This window comes from Blautia sp. HCP3S3_C12, assembly GCF_052064155.1.
Taxonomy (GTDB): Bacteria; Bacillota; Clostridia; order Lachnospirales; family Lachnospiraceae; genus Blautia_A.
This window is the reverse complement of the sequence record NZ_JBQHWC010000010.1, coordinates 1-22,879: the sequence shown is the minus strand read 5'-3', so window position 1 is coordinate 22,879 and position 22,879 is coordinate 1. Positions and strand designations below refer to the sequence as shown.

General features: G+C 37.2%; 28 protein-coding genes and 1 pseudogene. 20 read left to right on the top strand and 9 right to left on the bottom strand.

From position 1 onward, the window contains the following. The first annotated feature begins 198 nt into the window (after nucleotides 1–198). From ACTNDS_RS09435 to ACTNDS_RS09425, 3 genes are read left to right on the top strand one after another with little or no spacing between them, the layout of a single operon-like run. Nucleotides 199–2,301, top strand: a complete 2,103-nt coding sequence (locus ACTNDS_RS09435; RefSeq protein ID WP_059085547.1) for a penicillin-binding transpeptidase domain-containing protein — start codon at nucleotides 199–201, stop codon at nucleotides 2,299–2,301. A gap of 40 nt (nucleotides 2,302–2,341) precedes the next feature. Continuing rightward, nucleotides 2,342–3,499, top strand: coding sequence for a DUF6070 family protein (locus tag ACTNDS_RS09430; protein WP_015541269.1), 1,158 nt, complete (start codon nucleotides 2,342–2,344; stop codon nucleotides 3,497–3,499). After that, the gene (locus ACTNDS_RS09425) at nucleotides 3,486–4,733 is read left to right on the top strand and encodes a DUF6070 family protein (protein ID WP_055059611.1); all 1,248 of its coding nucleotides are present in this window, start codon (nucleotides 3,486–3,488) and stop codon (nucleotides 4,731–4,733) included. Before ACTNDS_RS09430 ends, ACTNDS_RS09425 begins: the two co-directional genes overlap by 14 nt. A gap of 27 nt (nucleotides 4,734–4,760) precedes the next feature. Here ACTNDS_RS09425 and ACTNDS_RS09420 read toward each other — a convergent pair whose 3' ends face one another. Both ACTNDS_RS09420 and ACTNDS_RS09415 read right to left on the bottom strand, forming a co-directional pair. Next, nucleotides 4,761–6,557, bottom strand: coding sequence for a BlaR1 family beta-lactam sensor/signal transducer (locus ACTNDS_RS09420; protein ID WP_441035267.1), 1,797 nt, complete (start codon nucleotides 6,555–6,557; stop codon nucleotides 4,761–4,763). A gap of 10 nt (nucleotides 6,558–6,567) precedes the next feature. Then, entirely contained in the window at nucleotides 6,568–6,942 is a 375-nt protein-coding gene (locus ACTNDS_RS09415; RefSeq protein WP_092073165.1) for a BlaI/MecI/CopY family transcriptional regulator, read from the bottom strand. Between the two features lie 118 nt (nucleotides 6,943–7,060). On the opposite strand from ACTNDS_RS09415, the gene ACTNDS_RS09410 reads away from it, so the two are divergent. Further along, the gene (locus ACTNDS_RS09410; protein WP_005426519.1) at nucleotides 7,061–7,474 is read left to right on the top strand and encodes a winged helix-turn-helix domain-containing protein; all 414 of its coding nucleotides are present in this window, start codon (nucleotides 7,061–7,063) and stop codon (nucleotides 7,472–7,474) included. A gap of 23 nt (nucleotides 7,475–7,497) precedes the next feature. Here the strand turns inward: ACTNDS_RS09410 and ACTNDS_RS09405 are convergent, their stop codons facing one another. Together ACTNDS_RS09405 and ACTNDS_RS09400 are read right to left on the bottom strand one after the other, a co-directional pair. Further along, entirely contained in the window at nucleotides 7,498–8,877 is a 1,380-nt protein-coding gene (locus ACTNDS_RS09405) for a relaxase/mobilization nuclease domain-containing protein (RefSeq protein ID WP_441035265.1), read from the bottom strand. Beyond that, the gene (locus tag ACTNDS_RS09400; RefSeq protein ID WP_005426517.1) at nucleotides 8,826–9,167 is read right to left on the bottom strand and encodes a plasmid mobilization protein; all 342 of its coding nucleotides are present in this window, start codon (nucleotides 9,165–9,167) and stop codon (nucleotides 8,826–8,828) included. The genes ACTNDS_RS09405 and ACTNDS_RS09400 overlap by 52 nt, the downstream gene beginning before the upstream one ends. 400 nt (nucleotides 9,168–9,567) lie before the next feature. Here ACTNDS_RS09400 and ACTNDS_RS09395 point away from each other — a divergent pair, with 400 nt between their 5' ends. Further along, nucleotides 9,568–9,927, top strand: coding sequence for an MmcQ/YjbR family DNA-binding protein (locus ACTNDS_RS09395; RefSeq protein WP_019162150.1), 360 nt, complete (start codon nucleotides 9,568–9,570; stop codon nucleotides 9,925–9,927). Nucleotides 9,928–9,974: 47 nt separating this feature from the next. Here the strand turns inward: ACTNDS_RS09395 and ACTNDS_RS09390 are convergent, their stop codons facing one another. The 3 genes from ACTNDS_RS09390 to ACTNDS_RS09380 form a co-directional block, all read right to left on the bottom strand. After that, nucleotides 9,975–10,313 carry a type II toxin-antitoxin system RelE/ParE family toxin gene (locus ACTNDS_RS09390; RefSeq protein WP_019162149.1) on the bottom strand — a complete coding sequence of 113 codons (339 nt, stop codon included), beginning with the start codon at nucleotides 10,311–10,313 and terminating at the stop codon, nucleotides 9,975–9,977. Then, nucleotides 10,300–10,473 carry a hypothetical protein gene (locus ACTNDS_RS09385; RefSeq protein WP_005426514.1) on the bottom strand — a complete coding sequence of 58 codons (174 nt, stop codon included), beginning with the start codon at nucleotides 10,471–10,473 and terminating at the stop codon, nucleotides 10,300–10,302. Before ACTNDS_RS09385 ends, ACTNDS_RS09390 begins: the two co-directional genes overlap by 14 nt. 94 nt (nucleotides 10,474–10,567) lie before the next feature. Beyond that, a complete protein-coding gene (locus ACTNDS_RS09380; RefSeq protein ID WP_015541275.1) occupies nucleotides 10,568–10,831 on the bottom strand; it encodes a helix-turn-helix domain-containing protein in 264 nt (87 codons plus the stop codon). Between the two features lie 171 nt (nucleotides 10,832–11,002). On the opposite strand from ACTNDS_RS09380, the gene ACTNDS_RS09375 reads away from it, so the two are divergent. Continuing rightward, a complete protein-coding gene (locus ACTNDS_RS09375) occupies nucleotides 11,003–11,338 on the top strand; it encodes a hypothetical protein (RefSeq protein ID WP_148446536.1) in 336 nt (111 codons plus the stop codon). Nucleotides 11,339–11,401: 63 nt separating this feature from the next. Here ACTNDS_RS09375 and ACTNDS_RS09370 read toward each other — a convergent pair whose 3' ends face one another. Further along, on the bottom strand, nucleotides 11,402–11,761 hold the full coding sequence (locus tag ACTNDS_RS09370; RefSeq protein WP_015524620.1) for a helix-turn-helix domain-containing protein: 360 nt from the start codon (nucleotides 11,759–11,761) through the stop codon (nucleotides 11,402–11,404). A 504-nt stretch (nucleotides 11,762–12,265) separates the two neighbouring features. Here ACTNDS_RS09370 and ACTNDS_RS09365 point away from each other — a divergent pair. The 4 genes from ACTNDS_RS09365 (at nucleotide 12,266) to ACTNDS_RS09350 (ending at nucleotide 14,927) form a co-directional block, all read left to right on the top strand. Then, on the top strand, nucleotides 12,266–12,703 hold the full coding sequence (locus ACTNDS_RS09365) for an RNA polymerase sigma factor (protein ID WP_279207088.1): 438 nt from the start codon (nucleotides 12,266–12,268) through the stop codon (nucleotides 12,701–12,703). Further along, the gene (locus tag ACTNDS_RS09360) at nucleotides 12,690–12,962 is read left to right on the top strand and encodes a helix-turn-helix domain-containing protein (RefSeq protein ID WP_015541278.1); all 273 of its coding nucleotides are present in this window, start codon (nucleotides 12,690–12,692) and stop codon (nucleotides 12,960–12,962) included. Before ACTNDS_RS09365 ends, ACTNDS_RS09360 begins: the two co-directional genes overlap by 14 nt. A gap of 424 nt (nucleotides 12,963–13,386) precedes the next feature. Beyond that, nucleotides 13,387–13,608, top strand: coding sequence for an excisionase (locus ACTNDS_RS09355; RefSeq protein ID WP_021650362.1), 222 nt, complete (start codon nucleotides 13,387–13,389; stop codon nucleotides 13,606–13,608). Between the two features lie 104 nt (nucleotides 13,609–13,712). Beyond that, nucleotides 13,713–14,927, top strand: a complete 1,215-nt coding sequence (locus tag ACTNDS_RS09350) for a site-specific integrase (RefSeq protein WP_044960653.1) — start codon at nucleotides 13,713–13,715, stop codon at nucleotides 14,925–14,927. 538 nt (nucleotides 14,928–15,465) lie between these two features. Here ACTNDS_RS09350 and ACTNDS_RS09345 read toward each other — a convergent pair. After that, nucleotides 15,466–15,681 (bottom strand): hypothetical protein, encoded by a 216-nt coding sequence (locus ACTNDS_RS09345; RefSeq protein WP_300840029.1) that lies wholly within the window; start codon nucleotides 15,679–15,681, stop codon nucleotides 15,466–15,468. A gap of 140 nt (nucleotides 15,682–15,821) precedes the next feature. On the opposite strand from ACTNDS_RS09345, the gene ACTNDS_RS09340 reads away from it, so the two are divergent. The 10 genes and pseudogenes from ACTNDS_RS09340 (at nucleotide 15,822) to ACTNDS_RS09295 (ending at nucleotide 22,734) form a co-directional block, all read left to right on the top strand. Continuing rightward, nucleotides 15,822–16,034: a terminase TerL endonuclease subunit gene (locus tag ACTNDS_RS09340; protein ID WP_441035260.1), complete on the top strand. Its 213-nt coding sequence runs from the start codon at nucleotides 15,822–15,824 to the stop codon at nucleotides 16,032–16,034. Nucleotides 16,035–16,134: 100 nt separating this feature from the next. Further along, a complete protein-coding gene (locus tag ACTNDS_RS09335) occupies nucleotides 16,135–16,548 on the top strand; it encodes a hypothetical protein (protein ID WP_441035258.1) in 414 nt (137 codons plus the stop codon). Nucleotides 16,549–16,573: 25 nt separating this feature from the next. Beyond that, nucleotides 16,574–17,617: a type II TA system antitoxin MqsA family protein gene (locus tag ACTNDS_RS09330; protein ID WP_441035256.1), complete on the top strand. Its 1,044-nt coding sequence runs from the start codon at nucleotides 16,574–16,576 to the stop codon at nucleotides 17,615–17,617. Nucleotides 17,618–17,827: 210 nt separating this feature from the next. Next, nucleotides 17,828–18,355 (top strand): GNAT family N-acetyltransferase, encoded by a 528-nt coding sequence (locus tag ACTNDS_RS09325; protein WP_441035254.1) that lies wholly within the window; start codon nucleotides 17,828–17,830, stop codon nucleotides 18,353–18,355. Between the two features lie 144 nt (nucleotides 18,356–18,499). Continuing rightward, nucleotides 18,500–19,262 (top strand): annotated as a pseudogene (locus ACTNDS_RS09320) (phage tail tape measure protein); the annotation flags it as partial. A gap of 88 nt (nucleotides 19,263–19,350) precedes the next feature. Further along, nucleotides 19,351–19,521: a hypothetical protein gene (locus ACTNDS_RS09315; RefSeq protein WP_441035252.1), complete on the top strand. Its 171-nt coding sequence runs from the start codon at nucleotides 19,351–19,353 to the stop codon at nucleotides 19,519–19,521. A gap of 3 nt (nucleotides 19,522–19,524) precedes the next feature. Continuing rightward, nucleotides 19,525–19,887, top strand: coding sequence for a hypothetical protein (locus tag ACTNDS_RS09310; RefSeq protein ID WP_441035250.1), 363 nt, complete (start codon nucleotides 19,525–19,527; stop codon nucleotides 19,885–19,887). Between the two features lie 80 nt (nucleotides 19,888–19,967). Then, nucleotides 19,968–20,702 (top strand): MerR family transcriptional regulator, encoded by a 735-nt coding sequence (locus ACTNDS_RS09305; protein WP_441035248.1) that lies wholly within the window; start codon nucleotides 19,968–19,970, stop codon nucleotides 20,700–20,702. A 71-nt stretch (nucleotides 20,703–20,773) separates the two neighbouring features. After that, complete coding sequence (locus ACTNDS_RS09300) at nucleotides 20,774–22,594, top strand: hypothetical protein (RefSeq protein ID WP_441035247.1); 1,821 nt, start codon at nucleotides 20,774–20,776, stop codon at nucleotides 22,592–22,594. Next, nucleotides 22,591–22,734, top strand: a complete 144-nt coding sequence (locus ACTNDS_RS09295) for a hypothetical protein (RefSeq protein WP_441035245.1) — start codon at nucleotides 22,591–22,593, stop codon at nucleotides 22,732–22,734. Before ACTNDS_RS09300 ends, ACTNDS_RS09295 begins: the two co-directional genes overlap by 4 nt. Nucleotides 22,735–22,879: the final 145 nt, after the last annotated feature.

Here is a 22,879-nt window from a genome sequence, read left to right as displayed (position 1 = left end):
GCGTTTGGGAAACATCCGGAGAAACCATTACCTCAGAGTGTCGTAAAGTTCTTTATCAAAGAAGGCTTTGAGATGCCCTTTCTTTTTTATGCAAATCTTTTCTCTTGTCTACATATATAAACCTAAGAAAAAGCTTGACGTTTAAATATTACAAGTGTAATATTTAAGAAAATATGAAAAAAGGAGAAATAAAACTATATGAGAAAAAAGAAAAGAAAAAAACACACGAAGATTATTACAAAAATAGTTTTATTTAGCGGTATATTGATTGGTGGTGGAATCGGTATTGTAACAATAATGAATTGTAATGTTCCTGAAAAAAGACTAATGGAATATATGAAATATATTGAAAAAGGGGAATATGAGCAAATGTATGCCATGCTGGATCAGAAAAAAAGCAGCATGAACAGTAAGGAAGAATTTATAGAACGAAATTCTAAAATATATGAAGGCATTGAGATGTCTGATCTGTCCATAACCGATATTACAGTAAAAAGACAAGAAAACGGAAATGCGGCAGTTTCCTATACAACAAATATGCAGACTGCTGCAGGAAATGTAGAATTTACCAACGATGCGGTATTTTCACATGATTGGACAGGATATCATTTAATCTGGCAGGATCAGTTGATTTTTCCAGAGTTATCTGCAACGGATAAAGTTCAGGTAACGTCAGAAGAGGCAAAGAGAGGAGATATTTTAGACAGAAATGGTCGTCAGTTGGCTGGAGAGGGAACTGCATCTTCGGTAGGAATTGTTCCGGGCAGGATGGAGAACAGAGAAGATACAATAAAAAAACTGGCAGAGTATCTTGGAATTGGAGCAGACGAAATTGAGGATAAGTTAAAAGCCGGTTGGGTAAAAGCAGATTCTTTTGTACCAGTAGCAACAATTCCTAAAATACAAGAGGTCGATCTTTTGACAGTGAATCCGGATAAAACTGTTCTGGAAGAAAAAGAAAAGCAGGACACATTATTGAAGATTCCAGGTATTATGTTATCTGATGTAAAAGTACGAACTTATTATCTAAAAGAAGCTGCCTCTCATCTGGTAGGGTATGTACAGGCGGTTACAGCCGAAGATTTGCAGGAACATAAAGGGGAAGGGTATCGTACAAACAGTGTGATTGGAAAGACTGGACTGGAAACGCTTTATGAAAAAGAACTAAAAGGAACAGATGGGTGTGAAATCTGTATTGTAGATGCAAATGGAAATAAAAAAAGTGTTATTGCATATGAGCCTAGAAAAGATGGAGAAGATATCCATATTACGATTGATGGTGATCTTCAAAGTACTCTTTATGAACAATTTAAAGAAGACAGAGGATGTTCTGTAGCTTTGAATCCTTATACAGGGGAAGTATTGGCGTTGGTAAGTACGCCATCTTATGATAATAATGATTTTGTACGTGGAATGGACAACAGCCAGTGGAGTGCATTAAATGAAAATGAAGACAGGCCTTTATACAACCGCTTTCGCCAGACATGGTGTCCTGGCTCAACTTTTAAACCTGTAATTGCTGCAATTGGATTAAAAGTGGGGGCATTTACTGCAAATGACGATTTTGGAAATGAGGGTCTGGCGTGGCAGAAAGATTCCTCGTGGGGAGATTATACAGTGACTACACTTCATGATTATGAACCTGTGATCTTGAAAAATGCGCTTATTTATTCAGATAATATTTATTTTGCAAAAGCAGCATTAAAAATTGGTGCGGATCAACTGATGCAGTCTCTAAATCAAATAGGATTTAATCAGGAACTTCCATTTGATATTAAAATGTCAGAGTCCCAATATTCTAATATGGACAAGATAGAAACAGAAATCCAGCTTGCTGACAGTGGGTATGGACAGGGACAGATTCTGGTAAATCCTTTGCATCTTGCAAGCATTTATACGGCTTTTCTAAATGATGGAAATATGATAAAGCCATATCTTCACGCGGATGGTGGAAGCACTTCCAGTGAAATCTGGATAAAAGATGCTTTTTCACCACAAATTGTTTCGGAGGTTATGGAGGGGTTAGAGGGTGTAGTGAATAACCCGGAAGGAACTGGTTATGGAGCATGCCGGGAAGACATTAGATTAGCAGGAAAAACCGGAACAGCGGAACTGAAAGCTACAAAAGAAGATACATCTGGAACAGAAATTGGCTGGTTTACAGTTTTTACTACAGATAGAGATACAAAGAATCCTATTTTGCTCATCAGTATGGTAGAGAATGTGAAAGATATTGGAGGAAGCGGTTATGTGGTGGAAAAGGATAAGGCGATACTGGATGAATATCTTGGTAATGAATAATTTTTACCTTTAAATATTACAAATGTAAGAGGAAAATGATATGAAAAAAATTTGGAAAATATTTGTGGGAGTTATTTTTCTTGCTGTCTGTAGTGGATGTGGCATAAAGAAAGAGCAGAAAAAGACAATTGAAGATACGAAAGAAAAAATTTACAGAGAGTGTGAAATGCTAGCAGAAGGCTATCGGAACATATATGAGAATGCTGTGAAAGAAAATGCACTATATGAGCTGAGTACAATACAAAAAAGTATGGATTATTTTGGAAAATATGGATATGCAGTAATTGATTCCTACAATCAGCTGGATATGGTTCAAAGTATTAAAGTAGATGATTTTTTGAAAAAAGCAGAAAAAGAGAAGAATGGAAAAACTACTATATTTCAAGTTATAGCAGGGGATTATTTTATCCGGTATGATCTGAAAACCAAACAGGGGAAAATAGACGTTGAAGTAAGCTCTTTTAAATGGAAAGAGGACACTTGGCAGGAAACATATTATCATGAGTTTAGAGCTAATTCATGGAAATATACAGAAAACGGGCATTTCTTTATAGAAGAATATCATCCGGCAGGATATGATGGACCGTCTGGATATCGGGACTTTCGGGTAGCACCGTTAAATAAAAAATGTCGGGAGTTGAATCGAAAATATATACTTCCTTTTGGATATACACTTAATAAATTGTTTACTTCTAATTGGAGTGAAAAAAATTATGATGGAATAAATTTTTATGATGTTTTTGATCGTTTACTTTCAATGGAAGAAAAAACTGATGAATTTAAGGAAGGAAAGACTTATGAAATCCCAAAAGAATCATTTGAAACGATATTTCAAAAATATTTTAATATAAGCGCAGAGATACTGCAGACAGGAACGGTATTTCACACAGAAATACAGACATATCGGTATCGAACCAGAGGAATCGTATATGATTTTGCTCCCACACCATATATTCCATATCCGGAAGTTGTTTCCTACATAGAAAATCAAGATGGAACAATAACACTGGAAGTAAATGCGGTATGGCCACAAAAAGAATTAGATCAGGCGTTTTGTCATAGCGTAACCATTCGGCTGTTAGATAAAGATAGATTTCAATATGTATCCAATTATGTATCAAGGTCAGAAATAGAGGTTACCTGGTATACGGAAAGATTATCAGACGAAAAGTGGGAGGAATGTTATGGAGATAATTGATATGATTACAAAAAGAAAACTGAAAAAGATGATGAGCGTTTTATTTATTTCGGGATGCTTTTTCATAGGAAATACAAAATGTAAAGGGGCTGATTTAGAATATATTTCACAGGAAACTGCGAATTATGCTGTACAAGAAAGAGGATATGATTTGCCAGTAGATGAAGTCGTGAAAGAAGAAGCTATTGAAGATTGTAAGAATGTTATGAATCAGATGAAAGTCATTTATCAAAAGGCGGATAAAGGGACTTCATCGAATATAGTAGTTTCTGAGACAGTAATGGAAGAAATGCAGGAAGTATTAAAGGAAAAAAATGTCCCCGTTATTACATCAGCACCGTATTCAAATATGGCTAATTATTCTAAAATGGAAGAATTTCTTTTCAGGGCAGAACAGGATCTGACAGGAGATATCGTCTTATATAGGATTAACAGGGATGGTGGGATAGAAAGACTCAAATTCAATTATGATGGGACAGATATGTATTTGCTGGCTGTGAAAGCTGTTTGGGGTATGAACGACAATCCATCTATTGTATATGTTTCGTATACAAGGATAGAAGAATGGAAATATACAGAAAAAGGCTGGTTTGGTTATACGCTATGCGTTCCAAAGTATCCGGAAGTATCAGAAGCGGTTGATGGCAGTTCTATGATAAGAATTAAACCTTTAAGTGATGAATGCAGGGAAGTTTCAAAGAGGTGTGTGTATTTGCTTGGATATCAGGGGAATAATCTTTTATGTTCTGATTGGGATAGATCTGATATGGAAGGGTTAGATTATAATGGTTTATATGAATATTTATATCGAATGAAATACGGGGAGAGATATGAGTTTTCAGGTAACTCAAGTGGAATTCCGGCAGAAGAGTTTGAAAATCTGATAATGGAGTTTTTGCCGATAACAGCAGATCAAATTAAAAAATGGGCAGTATTTGATTCGGAACATCAAACTTATGACTGGGAACGATTAGGCTGTTTAAATTATAGCCCTACTTATTTTGGAACATCTTTACCGGAGGTCGTTGAAATAAGAGATAGCGGAGAGGGAAACAGTGTGTTGGTTGTTGATGCTGTATGTGATACATTTATATGTAATGATGCCGTTATTACAAGTGAGCTGACTGTTAAGTTCAACGATGATAAGAGTTTTAAATATATGGGGAATAAAATTCTGAATAATGGTACGAAAGAAGTTCCCAAATATCAATATAGAATAAAAAGAAAGAACTGATAACAACTATCAGCCCTTTCATATTTGTTAATTCCATATATGTAATTTTTTTAAGATATCAGAAGTGATTTCAAATGCTTTTTTGCCAGTTGCATTAGAATCACTTTGGATATTGGTTGCAAAATAATAGCTGTTATCGGAAGTTTCTACATATCCGATAAACCAGCCGTTGATATCCTGTCCGTTGACACGACCGGTTCCAGTTTTTCCGTAGAAATTACCATTAGGTGTACTGGCAATTTTTATAGCATTTTTAACAGAAAATACATTTTGGAAATTTAGATGGAATTCATTTGTGTTAAATTTTTTTAATAATGTTACTTGCTCTAAAGGCGAGATTTTTAATGAAAAATCGGACCAGTATAAATCCAGATTTGAACTGGTTGTTTGGTTTCCATATTCTATTTTATTCAAAAATTCCTGGACTCTGTTAATTCCGAGCTGCGAATCAATTGCCTGGAAATACCAGTTAACGGAATTTTGCATAGCAGAGTTTAAATCCTGATCAGCTTCCCAGGATGGAAAAGGAAAGGCATCACCATTCCATGTCATGGAAGAGTGTTCTGGTGTGATGATTCCGGATTCCAACCCTAATAATGCATCGTATATTTTGTAGGTAGACTCTGGCGGAATACGTTTGGTGGCTTCTTCAAGATCGTATATTTTCCAGGAATCCAAATTATTGTCATACAAAACAAATGATCCATCATATGTTCCAAATGTTTCGGATATATCTAACAGGGAGATATTTTTGTCTGTATCACTAAAATGATATACGCTTTGAGTAGAGGCATCAATGGATAAAATGGGTGTACATCCAATAAAAACAGCACTAATGACCAGATAAATTATCAATGCTCTCATTTTTTGATAAAGAGTTTCTTTCCTAAAAACGGCGATGTTGAGAATACGTCGTTTCATCTGCCTGAAATTTCCGGACATTCCAACTGCCAGTGGAGAGGAAAAAGAGGATATTTTTTCTGCAAAATTAATCAGTGTAGTTCCATAAGCTTGGTATTCATCAGCAGAAATCATCTGCAATACAGCAGAATCACAGGCTATTTCACGGTCACAGAGAATTTCTTTTAAAGTGTACCAAACAAAAGGGTTAAACCAGTAGAGTATATTACTTATGACCATGAGGAAGCCAATAAATGTATCTTTGTGACGGTAATGCTGTAATTCGTGTAGCAGCATAAAACGCATATCATCAGGATTCAGTTCGGAAATTAAATGGATGGGAATGTAAATTCTGGGATGTATTATTCCGATTAAAACTGGTGATTTTAAAAATGCAGTACTGTAGACTGATACTGGGTGAGAGATTTTAAGTTCCTTTAAACAATTGTAATAAATAGTTTTTACCTGCTGATTTTGAAGCGGGAGAGCAGATCTTTTTATGGAATGTACATAGTTTAATGAATGAAGGGTGAGGACTGACATAATCATAACACCCGTTATCCATATTAGAAAGAGTATGGTATTCAAGCCTCCAGAAAATTGACTACTGATGGAAACTGAAAAATCATTCACCTGGTTTAACAAAATATTTTGTGTATTACTGGTAAGTTCGGATAGCGTGTCGGTACCAGAGTTAAGTCCTGAGTCAGTTTGAAAAAAATGTAACCATGAAAAAAGTTGTGAGCCATGAATCTGTACAGGAAAAAATGGCACGGCAAGTAATAAAAATAAAAGAAAACAGAGATGGTACTGTGTAGTCGCAGATAAATATTTTTTCAGAAGTTTTTTTGTTCCGATTATTACAAGTGTAAAAATACATATGAAGATATTACTGATTAAAAAGTGGATGATCCAGTTGCTCATTCAAAACCTCCTATTTCTGATGTTTTGATAATAAATGGCGTAAGTTATCAATTTCTGTTGAAGAGAGCTTATCGTCTTCAAGGTAAGAAGCCAGCATAGAAGAAAGATTTCCATTATAATATCGCTTTAAAAAAGAATTGCTTTCCTGGCGTATATATTCATCTTCTTGGACTAATGGAGTATAGACAAATACCCGGCTTTGTTTTTCGTAGGAAAGAGCTTTTTTGGAAACAAGTCTCTTGATAAGAGTTTGAATTGTTTTTGGACTCCAGCTGGTAGTTAGAGTAAGTTTTTCTGTAATTTCATTTGTATTGATGGGAGCATATTTCCATACAATTTTCATAACTTCAAATTCGGCTTCTGAAATCTGGGGTAGTGACATAATAAAATTCTCCTGCTAAATCCTACATATGTAATAAATATATTATATTACTTGTAGAAGAAAAAAGTCAAATGGCAGATGATATATAGAATATAAAATTAATAATGTAGAGGCAATAAAGGTGAAAAAGATAGAAATTATTGAGAGAATCACAGATGCTAATGGAAGCATAAGTGAAAACATATTGACTAGCTGGGAACATAAAAACCAATTCATACCGGAAATTATAAGGTTTGGAGAATTAAAAATATATCTACAGGAACGAATTGTTAAAAAGAATGATAGTGATGTTCATCTTTCAAAATATGAATATGATATTTTACTTCTTTTAGCGAAAAGTCCAGGTAGAATATTTGGAAAAGAAATGGTTTATGATCTGGTATGGAATGAACCTTATTCCGGTGATTATAATGTGGTTATGCGACATATCTGCAATATCAGAGAAAAAATAGAAGATGATCCTGGACAACCATTATATATACAAACAGTACGAGGTGTAGGATATCGGTTTAATGGGAATTTAGGCAGCGAGTGAAATCGCTGCCTATTATTATGGTTTTACAAAGAAGGGAGTTGGTTATGAGAAGATCTTTGTATTTCAGGAGCATCCTGTTTGAGATATTTGGACAGGTTTTGATGTATCAATTCCAACTCTTTTATTTCTTGCTTAAAGGAAACGTATTGAGTATTTAGTGATTCCTTTCTGGAAATAAGATCTGCAATTTGCTCCTGCAACTTATTGGAATTAAGATGTTTCAGGTTTATACCATTTTCCTGTAAAATATGTTCAGCACCCGCGAAAAGAATAATTTGAGATTCATATTTACGGAAATAACGATCTGGATCTTTGGAGCTTTTATAATGGTCGTCGTAAATTTTATTTTTCTGATATTGTTCGGCATATTTTAGCATTTCTCGAAGATGGCGTATCTGAGACTCGAGAGAAACAACAGAGGTATTTACCTCTTTTTGCTGCATATGTAACAAGGCTATGCGGTCTTCAAGTTCTGAAAAATTATGTAGATTATGTGTGAACATCTTGTTATATTCAGCAGAGACAATTTTTAAATTTTCCTTATTTGCCCATTTCTGAAGTCCAATGTTTCCTGCTATATTGGGAGTGTTGGTGTCTATTAACTTATTACGAACAGAAGGAACAGTAGTTCTGTGGAGCTTATTATTAATGCGTTCTTTGATACGTTCCTTAGTAAAATTTTTTCCTAAAGATTTAGCACTTCCACGCACTGGATGGGACATATCGGGAGAACGAAAGGTAATGTATTTTCTGCTGTTTTCGCCAAATTCTGCGTTTTTTATTTCATATCCTTTAGCTTCCATAAATGCAAGAAATTCTGAATAAGTGGAAACGATTCGGATTGTCTGGTTGATATTTTTTCGCAGCTGCGCTTTTTTACTGGATTCAGATTTATTTGCAGCCCATTCATTGTATTTCATTCCTTTTTTACCATCTGGCATAATTGTGGACAGGTTATGTTCCTGGCATAAAGTGTCGCTGAGATTTCGTATTTTCCAGTAATTCTTTTTACAGTCATGGTAATGAGAAAAAGTGATGTTATCTGCAGAACAGAAAATTAAATGGTTATGTACATGACCTTTATCAGTGTGTGTTGTCAGAACATAGGAGTATTTTCCCTCCAGTAAGCGATCCGCAAGTTCTTTGCCAATCTGATGGGCTTCTTCATAGGAAACTTCACCAGGGGAAAATGCCTGAATCAGATGAAATGCCTTATTTGTATTGTGCGGATCTCTGCAGTCATGTGTATGATCCAAAGTGTATTTAAAGTCAAGAACGGCTGTTTCGGGAGAGCAGGCAAAGGAAGAAATATATAGATTCTGGTCAGTTTTATCTGGATTGCAGATGTATTCTATTGCTTTATCAACGGTTGTTTTGATACCATGGATTTTTGTAACTGCCATATTTTTTCCATTAACTCCTTTATATCGTCCAGGTCCTTTGGGTAAACTGTATTGGTACTGTTTATACGATGGGTGATCTGATTCAAATTGCTGCTGATATTGCCCAGCAGGGTATTCATTTTTCGGATATGAGAGTAGTCTACTTCATATACAAATCCATATAAGATCATTTTCCGTAGAAAGGCAGATTTGCTTTTCATCCTGGAAAGACGATATTTTTCTTCTAAAATGTATTGTTCGTCATCATTCAAATAAAATTGTACGGGATGAATTCTGGTACGTTTGCTCATTGAAATCCTCCAATTCGTTTTCTTCTATAAAAAAGAGTACAAAAAAACTGTCTAACCAGTTCGGCTATGACAGTTATGGTACTTGGTTTTTTGTTGGTTTGGACAGATGTATCTGTAAGTTATTTTAACAGGACTGGGTGAAAGCGTCAAATTAAGAAATTATAAAATATGAGAGGGCCAGGGATACTCCCTGATACATTTTGGTAGAATGAACCGGAAAGGGAATTTGACAAAATGAGCCAGGTGTCATGACACTGGCAGTGCTTGCTTCTTTTGGGGTGTAGCCTGCAAAGCAGGCTATGCAAAAGCTATAAAACATAAATGGAACTGTGAGAAGTGGTTGAGAATATAATCCTGATAGCGTATAATCAGAGCAAGAAATCGTAAGTGAGGGATAAATTTGAAACGTGAGGAAATTTTTCAATATGTGAAAGAGCAATATGGAACTGAACCGGAATATTTATGGAAAAAAGATCCTGATTCTGCGGTGCTTCGACATAAAAATGGAAAATGGTATGCTATAATTATGGTAGTGGAAAAGAAAATACTGGGATTAGAAGAAGATGGAAACATTGACATCCTGGATGTAAAATGTGATCCTGATCTGGTTGGGATGATTATTCAAACGTATGGATTTTTACCGGGGTATCATATGAATAAGCAACACTGGATTACGATTCTTTTGGATGATTCTGTCAGTGAAGCTAAGACGCTGGATTTTCTGGATATGAGTTATGATTTAATTGACAGTGGGAAGTAATAAAAAAGGAAGCCTTTCAGAAAAATCTCTGATTGGCTCCCAGGTATTCATTCTGGATATGTATAAGTTGATCTTTGCAACAGGATATTTTCCCAATCTCGTTCATGGCGCAACACTCGGAGAATATGAATCTCTTTTGTTTCTTCCATTATAATATAAAAAATAATAGATGGCGGAAAAGATCTTTTATGTATGGAATATCCTCTGTACAGAATTTGAGTTCGGGGAAAGGCAGTACTGAACTGGCCTAAATTCTGCATTTGTTCTTTCAGATCAGATTGAAAACGGTCAGCACGTTGCTGGCCGAATTCTTCTTCAATATAATCTGCAATGTCTGTGACATCGTAAATTGCTTCCCAGGTTAAAATAATTTTATATTCTTGCATTTCTTCGTGCATCCCTTAATTCTGTGATTTTGCGAAAAGCATCTTCCAGTGGCAATTCACGACCAGCTTCCATATCATCAATTCCCCGGTCTAACATGCGGAGAAGATGATTGTTTTCCTGGTTTTTATCGGTTGTAGGGACTTTTTTTGTTAATTCCATGAAATCACTCCAATCATACGGTTTATAAATAGTGTATGTTGTTCAGAAGTATCTATCCATAGTTTAGCATAGAATGGGCAGCAATACAATTGAATTATTTTGCAGGAGCGTCCGTCAGACCAAGAAGATATTCGCAGGAAACATTAAATACTTCGGCCAGTGCGACAACTTCGTAGTCGGGTACGAAACGTGTGCCTTGTTCAATTCGTAGGATTGCCAGATCATTAAAATCATATCCTGCAAGTTGTAATTTGGCAGCGAGTGTTTTCTGAGTAAGATTATGAGCCTTTCGTAATTCTTTTACCCGTTGTCCTATTCTGTTTTTACTGTTCGTTTTTTTATCCCAATAAATAATCATTCTGATCCTCAAAAGTTTCTAAAGATGAAGTATTATTATTGATTTTAAGGAAAAATATTGTTACTATACTTCTAAAGATGAAGTTTTTGGAAAGTTTATTTGATTTTTGAAATAAGAAAATGATAATGCTGCCTGTAATGAGAAATAATTCTAATGAGAGGTGGAAAGAAGATGAATGAATTTTATGAAGCAGTATCGAATTTATTTGAGGAATTGCGCTGTGACTCCGGAGAAAGAGAATATACAGTACAGCCGGAAGAATGGAAAGAAGCAGAGAAGAATTTGAAACAAATACAAAAGAAGCTGCCACTATATCTGGAAAAAATCCCAGAGCGTGAGCAGAATTTCTGGAATAAATATCTGGATCAGTTAGAACATTTCCATTATGAAGAGGAGCAGCGGGCTTATTACCAGGGAATGATGGATGTAGTTGAGTTTCTTATTAATATAGGGGCAATAAAGAAATCCACGAATGTTAAGAGAATGATAGAAAAATATGCACGTTAAGAGTGGCGGTATGGGAAACCATACCGCTTCTTCAGAATAATTCAGATAGAATTCAAATGAATTTCAGGGATCTTGTTTATCGTGGTCTGTAGGAATTTTGTATGTGCGCAGGTATGCTTCTACGATGGCAAGGATAGCGGTAATTTGCTCATCGTTGCATTTTGACAGGTACATGAGCAGGCGTTGATAATCAAGATTATCTGTATGATTGTTTGGATAAAACAATGGTTCAGGAGGAACATTTAAAGCGCGTACCAGTTTTCTGATTTTATGAAAACTCGGAACTCGGCCCCCATTTTCAATTTCCTTTAAATATCGGCTGGACATTTCTGCTTTTTCAGCTAATTCTTCATAAGTCAATTTTTGCTCGTGTCGGGCGTTCTTAAAAAACAATCCCAGTTCTTTATCTGTTTGTTTTGGCATATGATACACCTCCATGTTTAGTGTATAGTTCCCTTTCTTGAAAGAAAATGAACTAATATTTCACTAAAAAAGAGGGTGATATTTCACTTTTTAAAAGACATATAAAATTCTGAATTTCCGTAAAACAGATCCGGAGGTATAGGAAAGATTAAGAATTTTATTGTCTGGTATCATATCCGTCATTACGTGACGGATGAAATAGATAAATAGTTCAAAAAAGCAAATAAATTTCTTTACCTCAAAAAGTGAATTATATGCCACAAAAAATGATGGCAAAATATTATCTTTTGATATAAATAGCGTCCGATGGGCTAAAAACTACCCATTAGGACGTTTTTTATATACCTCAAAATACAGGAAAAACAATTTTCTCGTATTTATTAAGAAATTTTTTAAAAATTTCTTCCCACACCCCGACAAATGCACTCATCCGTTTGGGATATGTGTGAAGGGGAAGCAAGAACTTTGCTTATTGCCTACCGGCGGGGAAGGAGGTGAACTCTTATGAAGCAATCCTCTTTTCAAGATGAGCAGACAGTCAGACATCAGTTTGATTCTCTGTGCAAGCTGGCATTGAAAAGTGAAGTTATTAATTATGAAAAGCATATGGCATATCGCCAGAAGTATGAAGTGATGTTGTCAGAATTATCAGAAAAGGAGTTGAGCAGACTTTTTATAATGGATGAGCATGAAATGGAAACACATCGTTTTCAGGTCCTGGGTTACGACATAGAAGTCAAAGATGCATTGATTGCTGAAGCACTGCAGACACTTACTGAAAAGAAAAGGAATGTTGTGTTATTATCATATTTTATGGATATGAGTGATGCAGACATTGCCAGAGAAATGAATCTTGTACGCAGCACAATTAATGAGCATCGTAGACGATCACTGGAACTGATGAGAAAAAATATGGAGGAATCTGCAAATGAAAAAAAGTAAAAAACAGAAATGCGCATTTGATTTGCTGCCATTCCATGTTATTGAGGCAGCATCAACTGGTGATACTGAGGCAATCCAGGCAGTGTTGAAGCATTATGAAGGGTACATAACAGTTTTGGCTACCAGAAAAATGTTTGACGAATTTGGACAGGTACATTACTGTGTAGATGAAACTCTGCGTCAACGCCTGGAAGCAAAACTGATTACTAAGACCTTGGGATTTGATACGAAATCATATGTAAGGAAAAGTAATCAGTAAAGGGAGTATTTAATATAGATTCCTTTTCCCCTTCAGGAATTTTTGTACCTTGAAAATTGTATATTGTTTTACATACAGGACGTGAAGATATGTAGAGCCACTAGGTAAATCCGCCATGATATATCTGCTCTGTTAATGGAGTAAATACGAGGAAATGCTGAAATATAACATTGAAGTAAAGGTATGGAGCGAGAAGAATTTGACAAAATGTGTAGCAGCTGCACAGGGCGACGAAGCATATCTGTGATAATGATACTTCCAGAAAAAAGCTGGTCATATTTAATGACGGTGCAAAACCGATGTGGGCAGAGTACTGAACTGCCACCTGTATTGTAATTTTATCTGCCGATGACAGTGTATAAAATTGTAAATTGTCATGGGCAGATAAAAATGTTTTGTCCAAAGAGAAAAGGAGGAGAGAAGAGTGGCGATTAAAATTGAAAAAGGTAAGATTCCAATTTGGGAAAAATATATGCTTACGGTGGATGAAGCAGTGCAATATTTCGGAATAGGTGAAAAGAAAATAAGGATGCTTATTTCGGAACATCTAAATTCAGAATGTTGCTTTACAGTCCAGGTGGGGTGTAAGTCATTGATTAACCGTAAGAAATTTGAGGCCTTTCTGGATCAGACTACGTCTTTGTAAAAAATATACGAACAATTTAGCACTTTAAAGTGGAAATGTTAGCCCTGGTATGATATAATACCTATATCGTGCTAGGGCTTCTTCGTAGAAAGGGGCGAAGACGTTTGGGTAAAACAAAACGTGACCAAAAACGACGAGATAAAAAAGGTCGAATTTTACGAAACGGAGAAAGTCAGAGAAAAGATGGAAGATATGCGTTTGTATATACAGATTGTTATGGAAAGCAGAAGTTTTTGTATAGTTGGAAATTAGAGCCAACAGATTCTCTGCCAACTGGATGCAGACCATGCTTAGCTCTAAGGGAAAAAGAAAAAAATATCCAAAGAGATTTACATGATGGTATAGTACCTTACGGAGGAAATTTAACAGTTTTGGATTTGGTTCAAAAATATATTGGACAAAAAAAGGGGGTTCGTCATAATACTCAGGCGAACTATGATTTTGTGATCAATATAATAAAAAAAGAAGAATTCGGAACCAGAAGAATAGATAAAATAAAATTGTCGGATGCAAAAGCATGGTTTATTAAGCTGCAAGCAGATGGAAGAGGATACAGTTCCATTCACAGTGTGCGTGGAATTGTAAGACCTGCATTTCAGATGGCAGTTGAAGATGATTTACTGCGCAAGAATCCTTTTGAATTTCAATTATGTACAGTTGTCGTAAATGACAGTGTTACAAGACAGGCAATTACAAAAGAACAGGAAGAGTTATTTCTGGAGTTTATCCGAAATGATGACCATTACTCAAAATACTATAATGGAATGTTTATTTTGTTTAAGACTGGACTTCGTATTTCTGAGTTTTGTGGATTGACAGTGAAAGATATTGATCTTCAGGAGAGAAAAATCAATGTGAATCATCAGCTTCAGAGAACCAGAGGAATGCAGTACGTCATTGAAGATACCAAAACTTCAAGTGGAACACGAATGTTGCCGATGACAGATGAAGTTTATGAATGTTTTGAACAGATTGTGAAAAACCGTAAAAAAGTAAGGGTTGAGCCGATTATAGATGGATATAGTCGATTTTTATTCCTGGATAAAAAAGATATGCCTGAGGTAGCACTCCATTGGGAAAAACATTTTCAGTGGGCGTTAGGAAAGTATAATCGTACTCATGAGGAACAAATGCCAAAGATCACGCCTCATGTATGTAGGCATACATATTGTTCCAATATGGCGAAAGCTGGAATGAATCCGAAAGCACTCCAATATTTAATGGGACATTCTGATATAGGGGTTACGTTAAATGTATATACGCATCTGGGATTAATTGATGCAAAAGAAGAGATGAATAGGATTGCAAAACTGGCATAGTATGATAAAATAATAGAAAAAAGAATTAAAAATAATCTGATTATAAGGTTCTTAGAGAGCCTGTTTTCCAGGCTGGTTATTACTAAGAAGTTACTAAATTTGGATAAGAAAATATACGAATTTATGCTGTGATATACAGGAAAATGACAGGATTGAAGATTATCGGAAAATGCCTGTAAACAGCGTAAATACAGCATTTCAAGGAGTTTTAAGCAATGATAAGAGTGTTATTTGTCTGCCACGGCAATATACTTACGTAGCTGTGCCAATATGCGTAGAGTGCTTGATTTTACTAGGATTTTCAAGGGTTCGAGGGAAGTGAAGGGTCAGATTTAGACCAAGTTTAGACCATTTGAAATGTGTAAGAAATAAGACAAAAAATAATCAAATGGGAGCCTTGCAGATATTTATTTAACGTAGAAAATTACACAATTGGAGATTGTTTATGAAGAAAATAATCATCCGGTGATGTGTGGAAATGTATCCATACGTCACCGGATTTTTCGCGTTTCTACGAGCGGAATGCGAATTACATCGCTCATTTTTTTAAATCCCGCTCCATGGCTTCATCGATGGCTCGATTGATAAAGGCAGTTGCACTTTCACCCATTGCATCAGCGTGATCCTTAATGATGGAACGCTTCTCTGGGGTAACACGAACTTTTATTTCAACGAATCTATCATTGTATTTCTTATTAGCTCTTTTACGAGCCTCGGTAAGGCCTTTATAGGAACCAGCTTTTTCTTCACTCATAGCAGTCCTCCGGAAGTGTATTGACATAGACATGCCTGTAAAAAGTATAGCACAGGTTGGTACATAAGACTATGTAAAAATAATATTTTTGAAAGGATGACAATCTATGAAAAATCAGAAAAACAGGAGCATGAAGGTACATGCACAGAGCGGATATAACTACAAGGCAACTGAAAAATAAGCAAGCAACACCCTATCCGGTGCTTCGATGGATGGCTGGAAATGTTGTGATTGAGACTGATGCTGCAGAGAACATTAAGGTTACCAAAGCTAAGTCAAAGGAAAAGATTGATGGAATTGTTGCTTCCATTATGGCTCTGGATAGATGCCTAAGAAATGAGGGGGAGTCATAGGGAAGCGTTTATGATGAGAGAGGATTGTTAATCTTGTAATCTACTTGACAAACTATCAATTGACTAGTATACTATCAATTGATAGTAGAAATGTTCGGAGGTGGTTATAATTTTCCTTAGTACACAATCGAAAAAGAGAGAAGTCATTGCATTTCTGGATGAATTAAAGTCGATACTGGAGAATACAGATTTTGATATAGATACAGATCTTACTTTGATTAGCAAAAAGAAACAGGGTCAAGATCAAAAATATTCAACACCATATACTTTATTGGATCTTGATTACGATACGGAAGATGTAGTAGAGCGGCTGAAAGAACTTACCGTAGCAGAATATTCTGAGACCAAAATAGATAAAGACGATTTGAATCCGCCATTATTATTTGTTTTTGGGAAGGATATAAATAGTAAGCTTGTATATGTGAAGTTAAAGATTAAAGGAGATCAGCAGAGACATGTATTATGCGTGTCGTTCCACTACGCGAAGGAGAAAATGACATTTCCTTACGCATAATGGAATTGCAAAGGAGGTAAGAAAAATGGAGGCCAACACATTATTAAGAAAGGTTCATATGAATTGTCCTTTATGCGACAAGACACATGAAGTTGAAGAAAGAAAACGTGTTACATCAATTGTATTAAAGGGAGAAGAAGTAACCTACGAGGAGAGGTTTTATTTTTGTGCCAATGCGGACGAAGACGAGAATGAATTTGAAACGGGAACTATGACCAATGAGAATCTCTTAAATGCTAGAAACGCATACCGTATTAAGAAAGGCTTGCTTACATCTTATGAGATAGTAGAGATAAGAGAAAGCTATGGGCTATCCCAGGTTGATTTGGCAAAACTTCTGGGATGGGGAGAGGCTACTATTTCTCGTTACGAGAGTAAAGCGATTCAAGATGAGGCTTATGATACCATGCTTCGTCTAATTAAGGATAATCCACTTCAAGCATTAGAATTCTTAAAAAAGAATGCGGATAAATTTACTCCACTGAAGAGAATGGAAATAAAGTCAAAAATCGTTGAAAAGCTTGATTCATATGGAAAGGAATATCTGACACGCCAAACTTTTGAAGGTGAGTATGCTAATTTTGAAGAACCGTCTGATTCAAATGGTTTTACGGTTTTGAATATTGATAAGATAGAGGCAATGATTTCCTACATTGCGGAGAAAGTATCAAACTTATTTAAGGTAAAACTGATGAAAATGTTGTGGTATTCGGATGTTCTGTCATTCATTGAGAATGGCTTTGCTATGACTGGTATGGTATATAGACATGAACCAATGGGAGCCTTTCCTATAGGACATTATAGTTTGATGAATCTTGAAAATCTCAACATTAAAGAAGAGATGAGTTATAACTATGATACGATGCTTCATGTTTATCCCACTGTTGGAATGGATTATTCTATATTAAGTGATAGAGAAAAGGCTATTCTGGATAAGGTGATTGAGAAATTCAAAAATTATAAGGCGAAGGATATTGTAGATTATATGCATGAAGAAAAGGCATATAAGGAGACGAATGCGGGAGAGATTATTCCTTTTAGCTTGGCAAAAGAAATAAGAAGTTTTTAAATAAAGTTTTATTGAAGAGGGCACTTGCAGAAATGTAAGGGAGGATTTTACTCTTCGTTCAATACATTTTGGATGACAGACGGATATAGTGTTGATATAATAGCGTATGAGATTGTGTCTATGTTGTAAAGCGTTGTTGGGTGATTTGGTTAACACCGATATATTTATTTTATAAGGAACAGAAACTTTGAATTTTACGGAGGAATAAAAATGATACTTGAGACAGATAGACTCATTTTAAGAAAATATGTTGAGGATGATTTTGATGCACTTTTTGAGATAGTATCTGATATAGAAACTATGCAACATTATCCAGCACCATTCGATGAAGATAAAACAAGGAATTGGATTATTTGGAATTTGGATAATTATAAAAAGTATGGTTTTGGACTTTGGGCAGTTGTATTGAAGGAAACGGGTGAGTTTATCGGAGATTGTGGAATTACTATACAGGATATTGATGGAGAAATGCTTCCGGAAATAGGCTACCATATTCATAAAAAATATTGGAGAAAAGGATTTGCTAAAGAAGCTGCCGGAGCAGTACGAGATTGGGTATTTCTTAATACGCAATACGACACAATTTATTCTTACATGAAATATACAAATATAGGCTCTTATTCTACTGCTATAGCGAATGGAATGCAAAAGGTAAAGGAATATCCTGACCCTAAAAATATTATTTCTTATGCCTATGCTATCACGCGTGAAGAGTGGAAAAAAATGAAAGAAGAGTGAACTGATTTCACTCGAAAATTTCAGGTTGTAGGGCTAAATGAATATAGCTTAAGAATGGCATCGGTGAAATATCCGGTGCCTTTGTTGTGTAAAGAGTCGAGAAATCGGCTCCTTTTCTTGCCATAAAATGAAGGGAGGTTCGGTATGGCTGCATCGAGAATTAAAGGTATCACCATTGAAATCGGCGGCGATACCACGAAACTTCAAACAGCATTAAAGGGTGTAAATACCGAGATTCGAAATACCCAGGCACAGCTTAAGGATGTGGAGAAGCTTCTTAAGCTGGATCCTGGTAATACGGAGCTTTTGGCTCAGAAGCATAAGCTGCTTGGGGATGCGGTTAAGGAAACTAAGGAAAAGCTGGAAACCTTAAAGACTGCCGCAGAGCAGGCAGAGAAAGCATTAAATGATGGAACGATTTCCAAGGATCAGTATGATGCTCTGCAAAGAGAGATTATTGAAACTGAGAATGAGCTAAAGAGACTGGAAGACAGAGGATATGCTTTCCGGTATTGAAGGTGTTATGAATCTGGCCGCTTCTTCGGGAGAAGATTTGGCTACCACATCTGATATCGTAACGGATGCACTTACTGCCTTTGGATTGTCGGCTCAGGATTCGGGGCACTTTGCAGATGTGTTGGCAGCGGCTAGTTCTAATGCGAATACAAATGTATTTATGATGGGAGAGACCTTTAAGTACTGTGCACCGATTGCCGGTGCCTTGGGGTTCTCGGTGGAAGATACTACTGAAGCGATTGGTCTTATGGCGAATGCCGGAATCAAGTCTACTCAGGTAGGTACTTCCCTTCGAACCATTATGACAAATCTTTCTGGAGAGGTTAAGATTTGTGGGGAAAACATTGGTGAGGTGACAGTTGCCACCACCAATGCAGACGGTTCCATGAGGGATGGATGCGGTCAGTGGACTTGCTGCAGATATGGTGGTCAATCCTCAGGTGAATGCAGGTCAGATGGCTATGGCAGGCGGTGGAACTGTGGCAAGTGCAGATATGAGTAGTTTTGTGTCGGCGATTAAGGATGCGGTTTCTTCAGTAGGTGGTGGCAATGGTGACATCGTAATTCCTGTGTACCTTGGCGGTACGATGTTGGATGAAGTGATTGTAAATGCCCAGCAGAGGGCAAATCTAAGAAGTGGAGGAAGATAAAGGGTGGCATTTTTTCAGTATTTGAACTTTGACGGCGTGGATCTTCCTCTGCCGGATAGTTATGAAGTGGATATGGCGGATAAGGAAGCGGACAGTGGCGGAGAAACAGAGGCAGGAACCGTGCAGAGGGATGTGGTGAGAACTGGCGTTGTGACAATATCTGTTTCCTTTTCTGTTACCCAGAAGTGGTTGAGGTTACTGACCGGGTATAAACAGCAGGAGAAGATAAGGGTTGGGTTCTTTGATCCGGAGACTGCAAGCGTGAGACAGACGGAAATGTATGTGGAAGGGTTCAAGGCAAAGCTTAAGAAGGATACAAGTTATAAGGGGTTGTGGATTGTGAGTTTTATATTAAAAGAATTATAAAAATATTTGAAAATAGATGTTGACTCCTACGTTACGTAATAGTTTATATTAACATTATCAAGTGAATGGAGGATACAACAATGATGACAGTACATGAGGTAAGTAAGCTTGCCGGAGTGAGTATACGCACTCTGCAATATTATGACAAGATCGGTCTTTTACATCCGACGGGATATACCGATGCTGGCTACAGACTGTATGACGATACAGATTTGGAGCGCCTTCAACACATCTTGCTGTTTCGCGAATTGGAGTTTCCACTGAAAGACATCAAGGCAATTTTAAATAGTCCGGATTTTGATAGAAGCAAGGCGCTAGAACAGCAGATAGAATTGCTTAGATTGAAAAAGGAACATATTGAGAACTTGATAAATTTTGCACTTGGAATAAAAATGTTAGGAGTGAAACATATGGATTTCAAAGCATTTGATAGAAGTAAACTAGATGAATATGCTAAACAGGCAAAGGAATTGTATGGGAATATGCCAGAGTATAAAGAAATGGAAGAGAAGCAGAAGAATCGTACAGAGGAAGATGAGAAAATTTTGGCTGACAGATTTATGCTTCTCTTTAAGGAAGCTGGCGAAATGAAAGATATGAACCCTGCTTCTCCTGAAGCGCAAAATCTTGTGAAAAGAATACAGGATTATATTACAGAAAATATGTATACCTGTTCCAATAAAATACTGCGGGGATTAGGTAAGATGTATTCTGGAGGTGGTGATTTTACAAAGAATATCGATGAATATGGTGGGGAAGGAACTGCTATATTTATTGACAATGCGATTCAGATCTACTGTGATAATGAACAATAATTGAAATAGATTTGTTCATTCAGAGAGTCGGGAAACTGGCTCTCTTTTTATTTCAGGGAGGAGGCGTTTTCGTGTATCCAGTGAATGCGGCATTCCTGCAGGCGGTGCAGGAGAACACAAGAAGGTATTTTTGGTCAGGAAGGATTACGACAACGAAAGGTGCCACGTATGAGTTTGGTGCTGATGATATCGTAAAGGGGAGTGGCTATATTTCCAGTCAGTGCTGCGGCTCTACTGAGATTGAGCTTGGTACGGTGTATGCAGCGGAGATGGGCATTACACTTTTATCTGATATTGACAGATATATTTTGGAAGATGCCCTGGTGGAATTGTTCTATCATCTGAGACTGCCGGATGGCAGCTTTGAAGAGGTGCCGATGGGAATCTTTGAGGTGTCGGAGGCTAATCGTAATATTAAGACTTTGGAGCTGAAAGCCTATGATTTCATGCTCCGGTTTGATAAAAGCTTCAATGGCTTTGAAACCATCGGCACGGTGTATGATTTTGTGAGCCTGTGCTGCAAGGCCTGTAAGGTGGAGATGGCACAGAGGCAGGCGGATTATGAGGCGATGCCCAATGGAACGGAGCTGCTTTCCATTTATACAGAGAATGATATTGAGACCTACCGGGATGTGCTCTACTATGTGGGGCAGGTTCTTGGTGGGTTTTTCTGTATTAACCGAGAGGGTAAGCTGGAACTGAGAAAGTACAGTAATGTGCCTGTGATGGAGATGGAGACAAAGCATCGTTTTACTAGCAGCTTTTCTGATTTCATCACAAGATACACGGCGGTTTCTTCTACCAACATGAAAACGGAAACGGCAGAGTATTATCATCTGGATCCGGATGATGGGTTGACAATGAATCTGGGTGTGAATCCGCTGTTGCAGTTTGGTCTGAAGGAAACCAGAGAGCAGCTGTGTATGAATATCCTGAATGACCTGGCGGTTGTGGATTATGTGCCTTTTGATTCGGAAACAACAGGAAATCCTGCTCTGGATTTAGGAGATGTGATCCGGTTCAAGGGAGGACAGGCAGACGAAAACAGGATATCTGCCATTACTTCCATGCAGTGTAAGATTGGCGGGAAGCATACGCTGAAGGGTGTTGGCAAGAATCCGAGACTGGCACATGCCAAGTCAAAGAATGACAAGAATATTTCAGGACTCTTAAATCAGATCATCGATAACAAGGAAGCTAGCAAGATTGGTATTCATACCTTTACCAATGCCAGCTCTTTTACGGTTGGCGAGAGTGATGTGAAGATTATTTCCATTGAATTTGCACAGAATGAAGCGGTTATGGCGCAGTTCTTTGGATCTGTGATTGTGGGAGTGAGTGCTGACCAGGTGGAAAGGTCTGTGGTTGCAAGAGGGGATGTGGTGATTCCTTCGGTGGAAGTGGAAGAAGTTTTGGCAGAGGGTACTGCAGGTAATGAGGAAACTACGGATAGCGGAACAACTGATAGCGGTGCTGCGGGGACTGATGTTGTGGATGAGACCGGCGGAAGTTCGGATAGTGCTGTTGCAGCAGAGGAGCTTGTTGTGATTGGCAAGACAAAAGAACAGACATTAACTGTGGAACTTCCTGTGGTCTGGAAGGAAGACGGTCAGGTGGTGGTTCATTTTACCTTTGAGTTTAATGATAACATCATCGAGATTCATCAGCCGGAGGAGACCTGGCATTCCGGGAAGCATTCCATCATGCTGTATTACCCGATTGAGAATCTGGTGGCGAACTATAGAAACATTTTCAATGTGTATGCAAGGGCAACAGGTGGTACGGTTACGGTGGATACCGGAGATTGTCTTGCTGCGATTATGGGTCAGTCAATGGGTGCCGGGAAGCCTGGGATGGTGAGATTAAGATTGAGGAGACCATTAAGAAGGTGAAACTCGGCGGTGTGCTTCAGATGGCGGCTGTCGATGAGAATATCACCTGGAAGATTGATGAGCTTGTGAAGAGAACCTACAGGGATGTGGTTCCTGGAAGATTTGGAATCGGTGCATTTGCAATGCCGGTGGAAAGGTAGGTAAGGATGAAGCTGAAAGGAAACGTGGTCATCGAGATGATCGATGATTCCACCGGGGAAGTGGTGGAAAGAGTGCAGGAAGAGAATATGGTGACAAATGCGGTAAATCATATCCTGGGATTGAATCCTATGGGTATTTTTTATT

Bases quoted from the DNA above. Each gene is read 5' to 3' on its own strand.
- ACTNDS_RS09435 (WP_059085547.1), top strand. From the start codon at position 199: ATGAGAAAAAAGAAAAGAAAAAAACACACGAAGATTATTACAAAAATA.
- ACTNDS_RS09430 (WP_015541269.1), top strand. From the start codon at position 2,342: ATGAAAAAAATTTGGAAAATATTTGTGGGAGTTATTTTTCTTGCTGTC.
- ACTNDS_RS09425 (WP_055059611.1), top strand. From the start codon at position 3,486: ATGGAGATAATTGATATGATTACAAAAAGAAAACTGAAAAAGATGATG.
- ACTNDS_RS09420 (WP_441035267.1), bottom strand. From the start codon at position 6,557: ATGAGCAACTGGATCATCCACTTTTTAATCAGTAATATCTTCATATGT.
- ACTNDS_RS09405 (WP_441035265.1), bottom strand. From the start codon at position 8,877: ATGGCAGTTACAAAAATCCATGGTATCAAAACAACCGTTGATAAAGCA.
- ACTNDS_RS09400 (WP_005426517.1), bottom strand. From the start codon at position 9,167: ATGAGCAAACGTACCAGAATTCATCCCGTACAATTTTATTTGAATGAT.
- ACTNDS_RS09390 (WP_019162149.1), bottom strand. From the start codon at position 10,313: ATGCAAGAATATAAAATTATTTTAACCTGGGAAGCAATTTACGATGTC.
- ACTNDS_RS09385 (WP_005426514.1), bottom strand. From the start codon at position 10,473: ATGGAATTAACAAAAAAAGTCCCTACAACCGATAAAAACCAGGAAAAC.
- ACTNDS_RS09380 (WP_015541275.1), bottom strand. From the start codon at position 10,831: ATGATTATTTATTGGGATAAAAAAACGAACAGTAAAAACAGAATAGGA.
- ACTNDS_RS09375 (WP_148446536.1), top strand. From the start codon at position 11,003: ATGAATGAATTTTATGAAGCAGTATCGAATTTATTTGAGGAATTGCGC.
- ACTNDS_RS09370 (WP_015524620.1), bottom strand. From the start codon at position 11,761: ATGCCAAAACAAACAGATAAAGAACTGGGATTGTTTTTTAAGAACGCC.
- ACTNDS_RS09365 (WP_279207088.1), top strand. From the start codon at position 12,266: ATGAAGCAATCCTCTTTTCAAGATGAGCAGACAGTCAGACATCAGTTT.
- ACTNDS_RS09360 (WP_015541278.1), top strand. From the start codon at position 12,690: ATGAAAAAAAGTAAAAAACAGAAATGCGCATTTGATTTGCTGCCATTC.
- ACTNDS_RS09345 (WP_300840029.1), bottom strand. From the start codon at position 15,681: ATGAGTGAAGAAAAAGCTGGTTCCTATAAAGGCCTTACCGAGGCTCGT.
- ACTNDS_RS09340 (WP_441035260.1), top strand. From the start codon at position 15,822: ATGCACAGAGCGGATATAACTACAAGGCAACTGAAAAATAAGCAAGCA.
- ACTNDS_RS09330 (WP_441035256.1), top strand. From the start codon at position 16,574: ATGGAGGCCAACACATTATTAAGAAAGGTTCATATGAATTGTCCTTTA.
- ACTNDS_RS09325 (WP_441035254.1), top strand. From the start codon at position 17,828: ATGATACTTGAGACAGATAGACTCATTTTAAGAAAATATGTTGAGGAT.
- ACTNDS_RS09305 (WP_441035248.1), top strand. From the start codon at position 19,968: ATGATGACAGTACATGAGGTAAGTAAGCTTGCCGGAGTGAGTATACGC.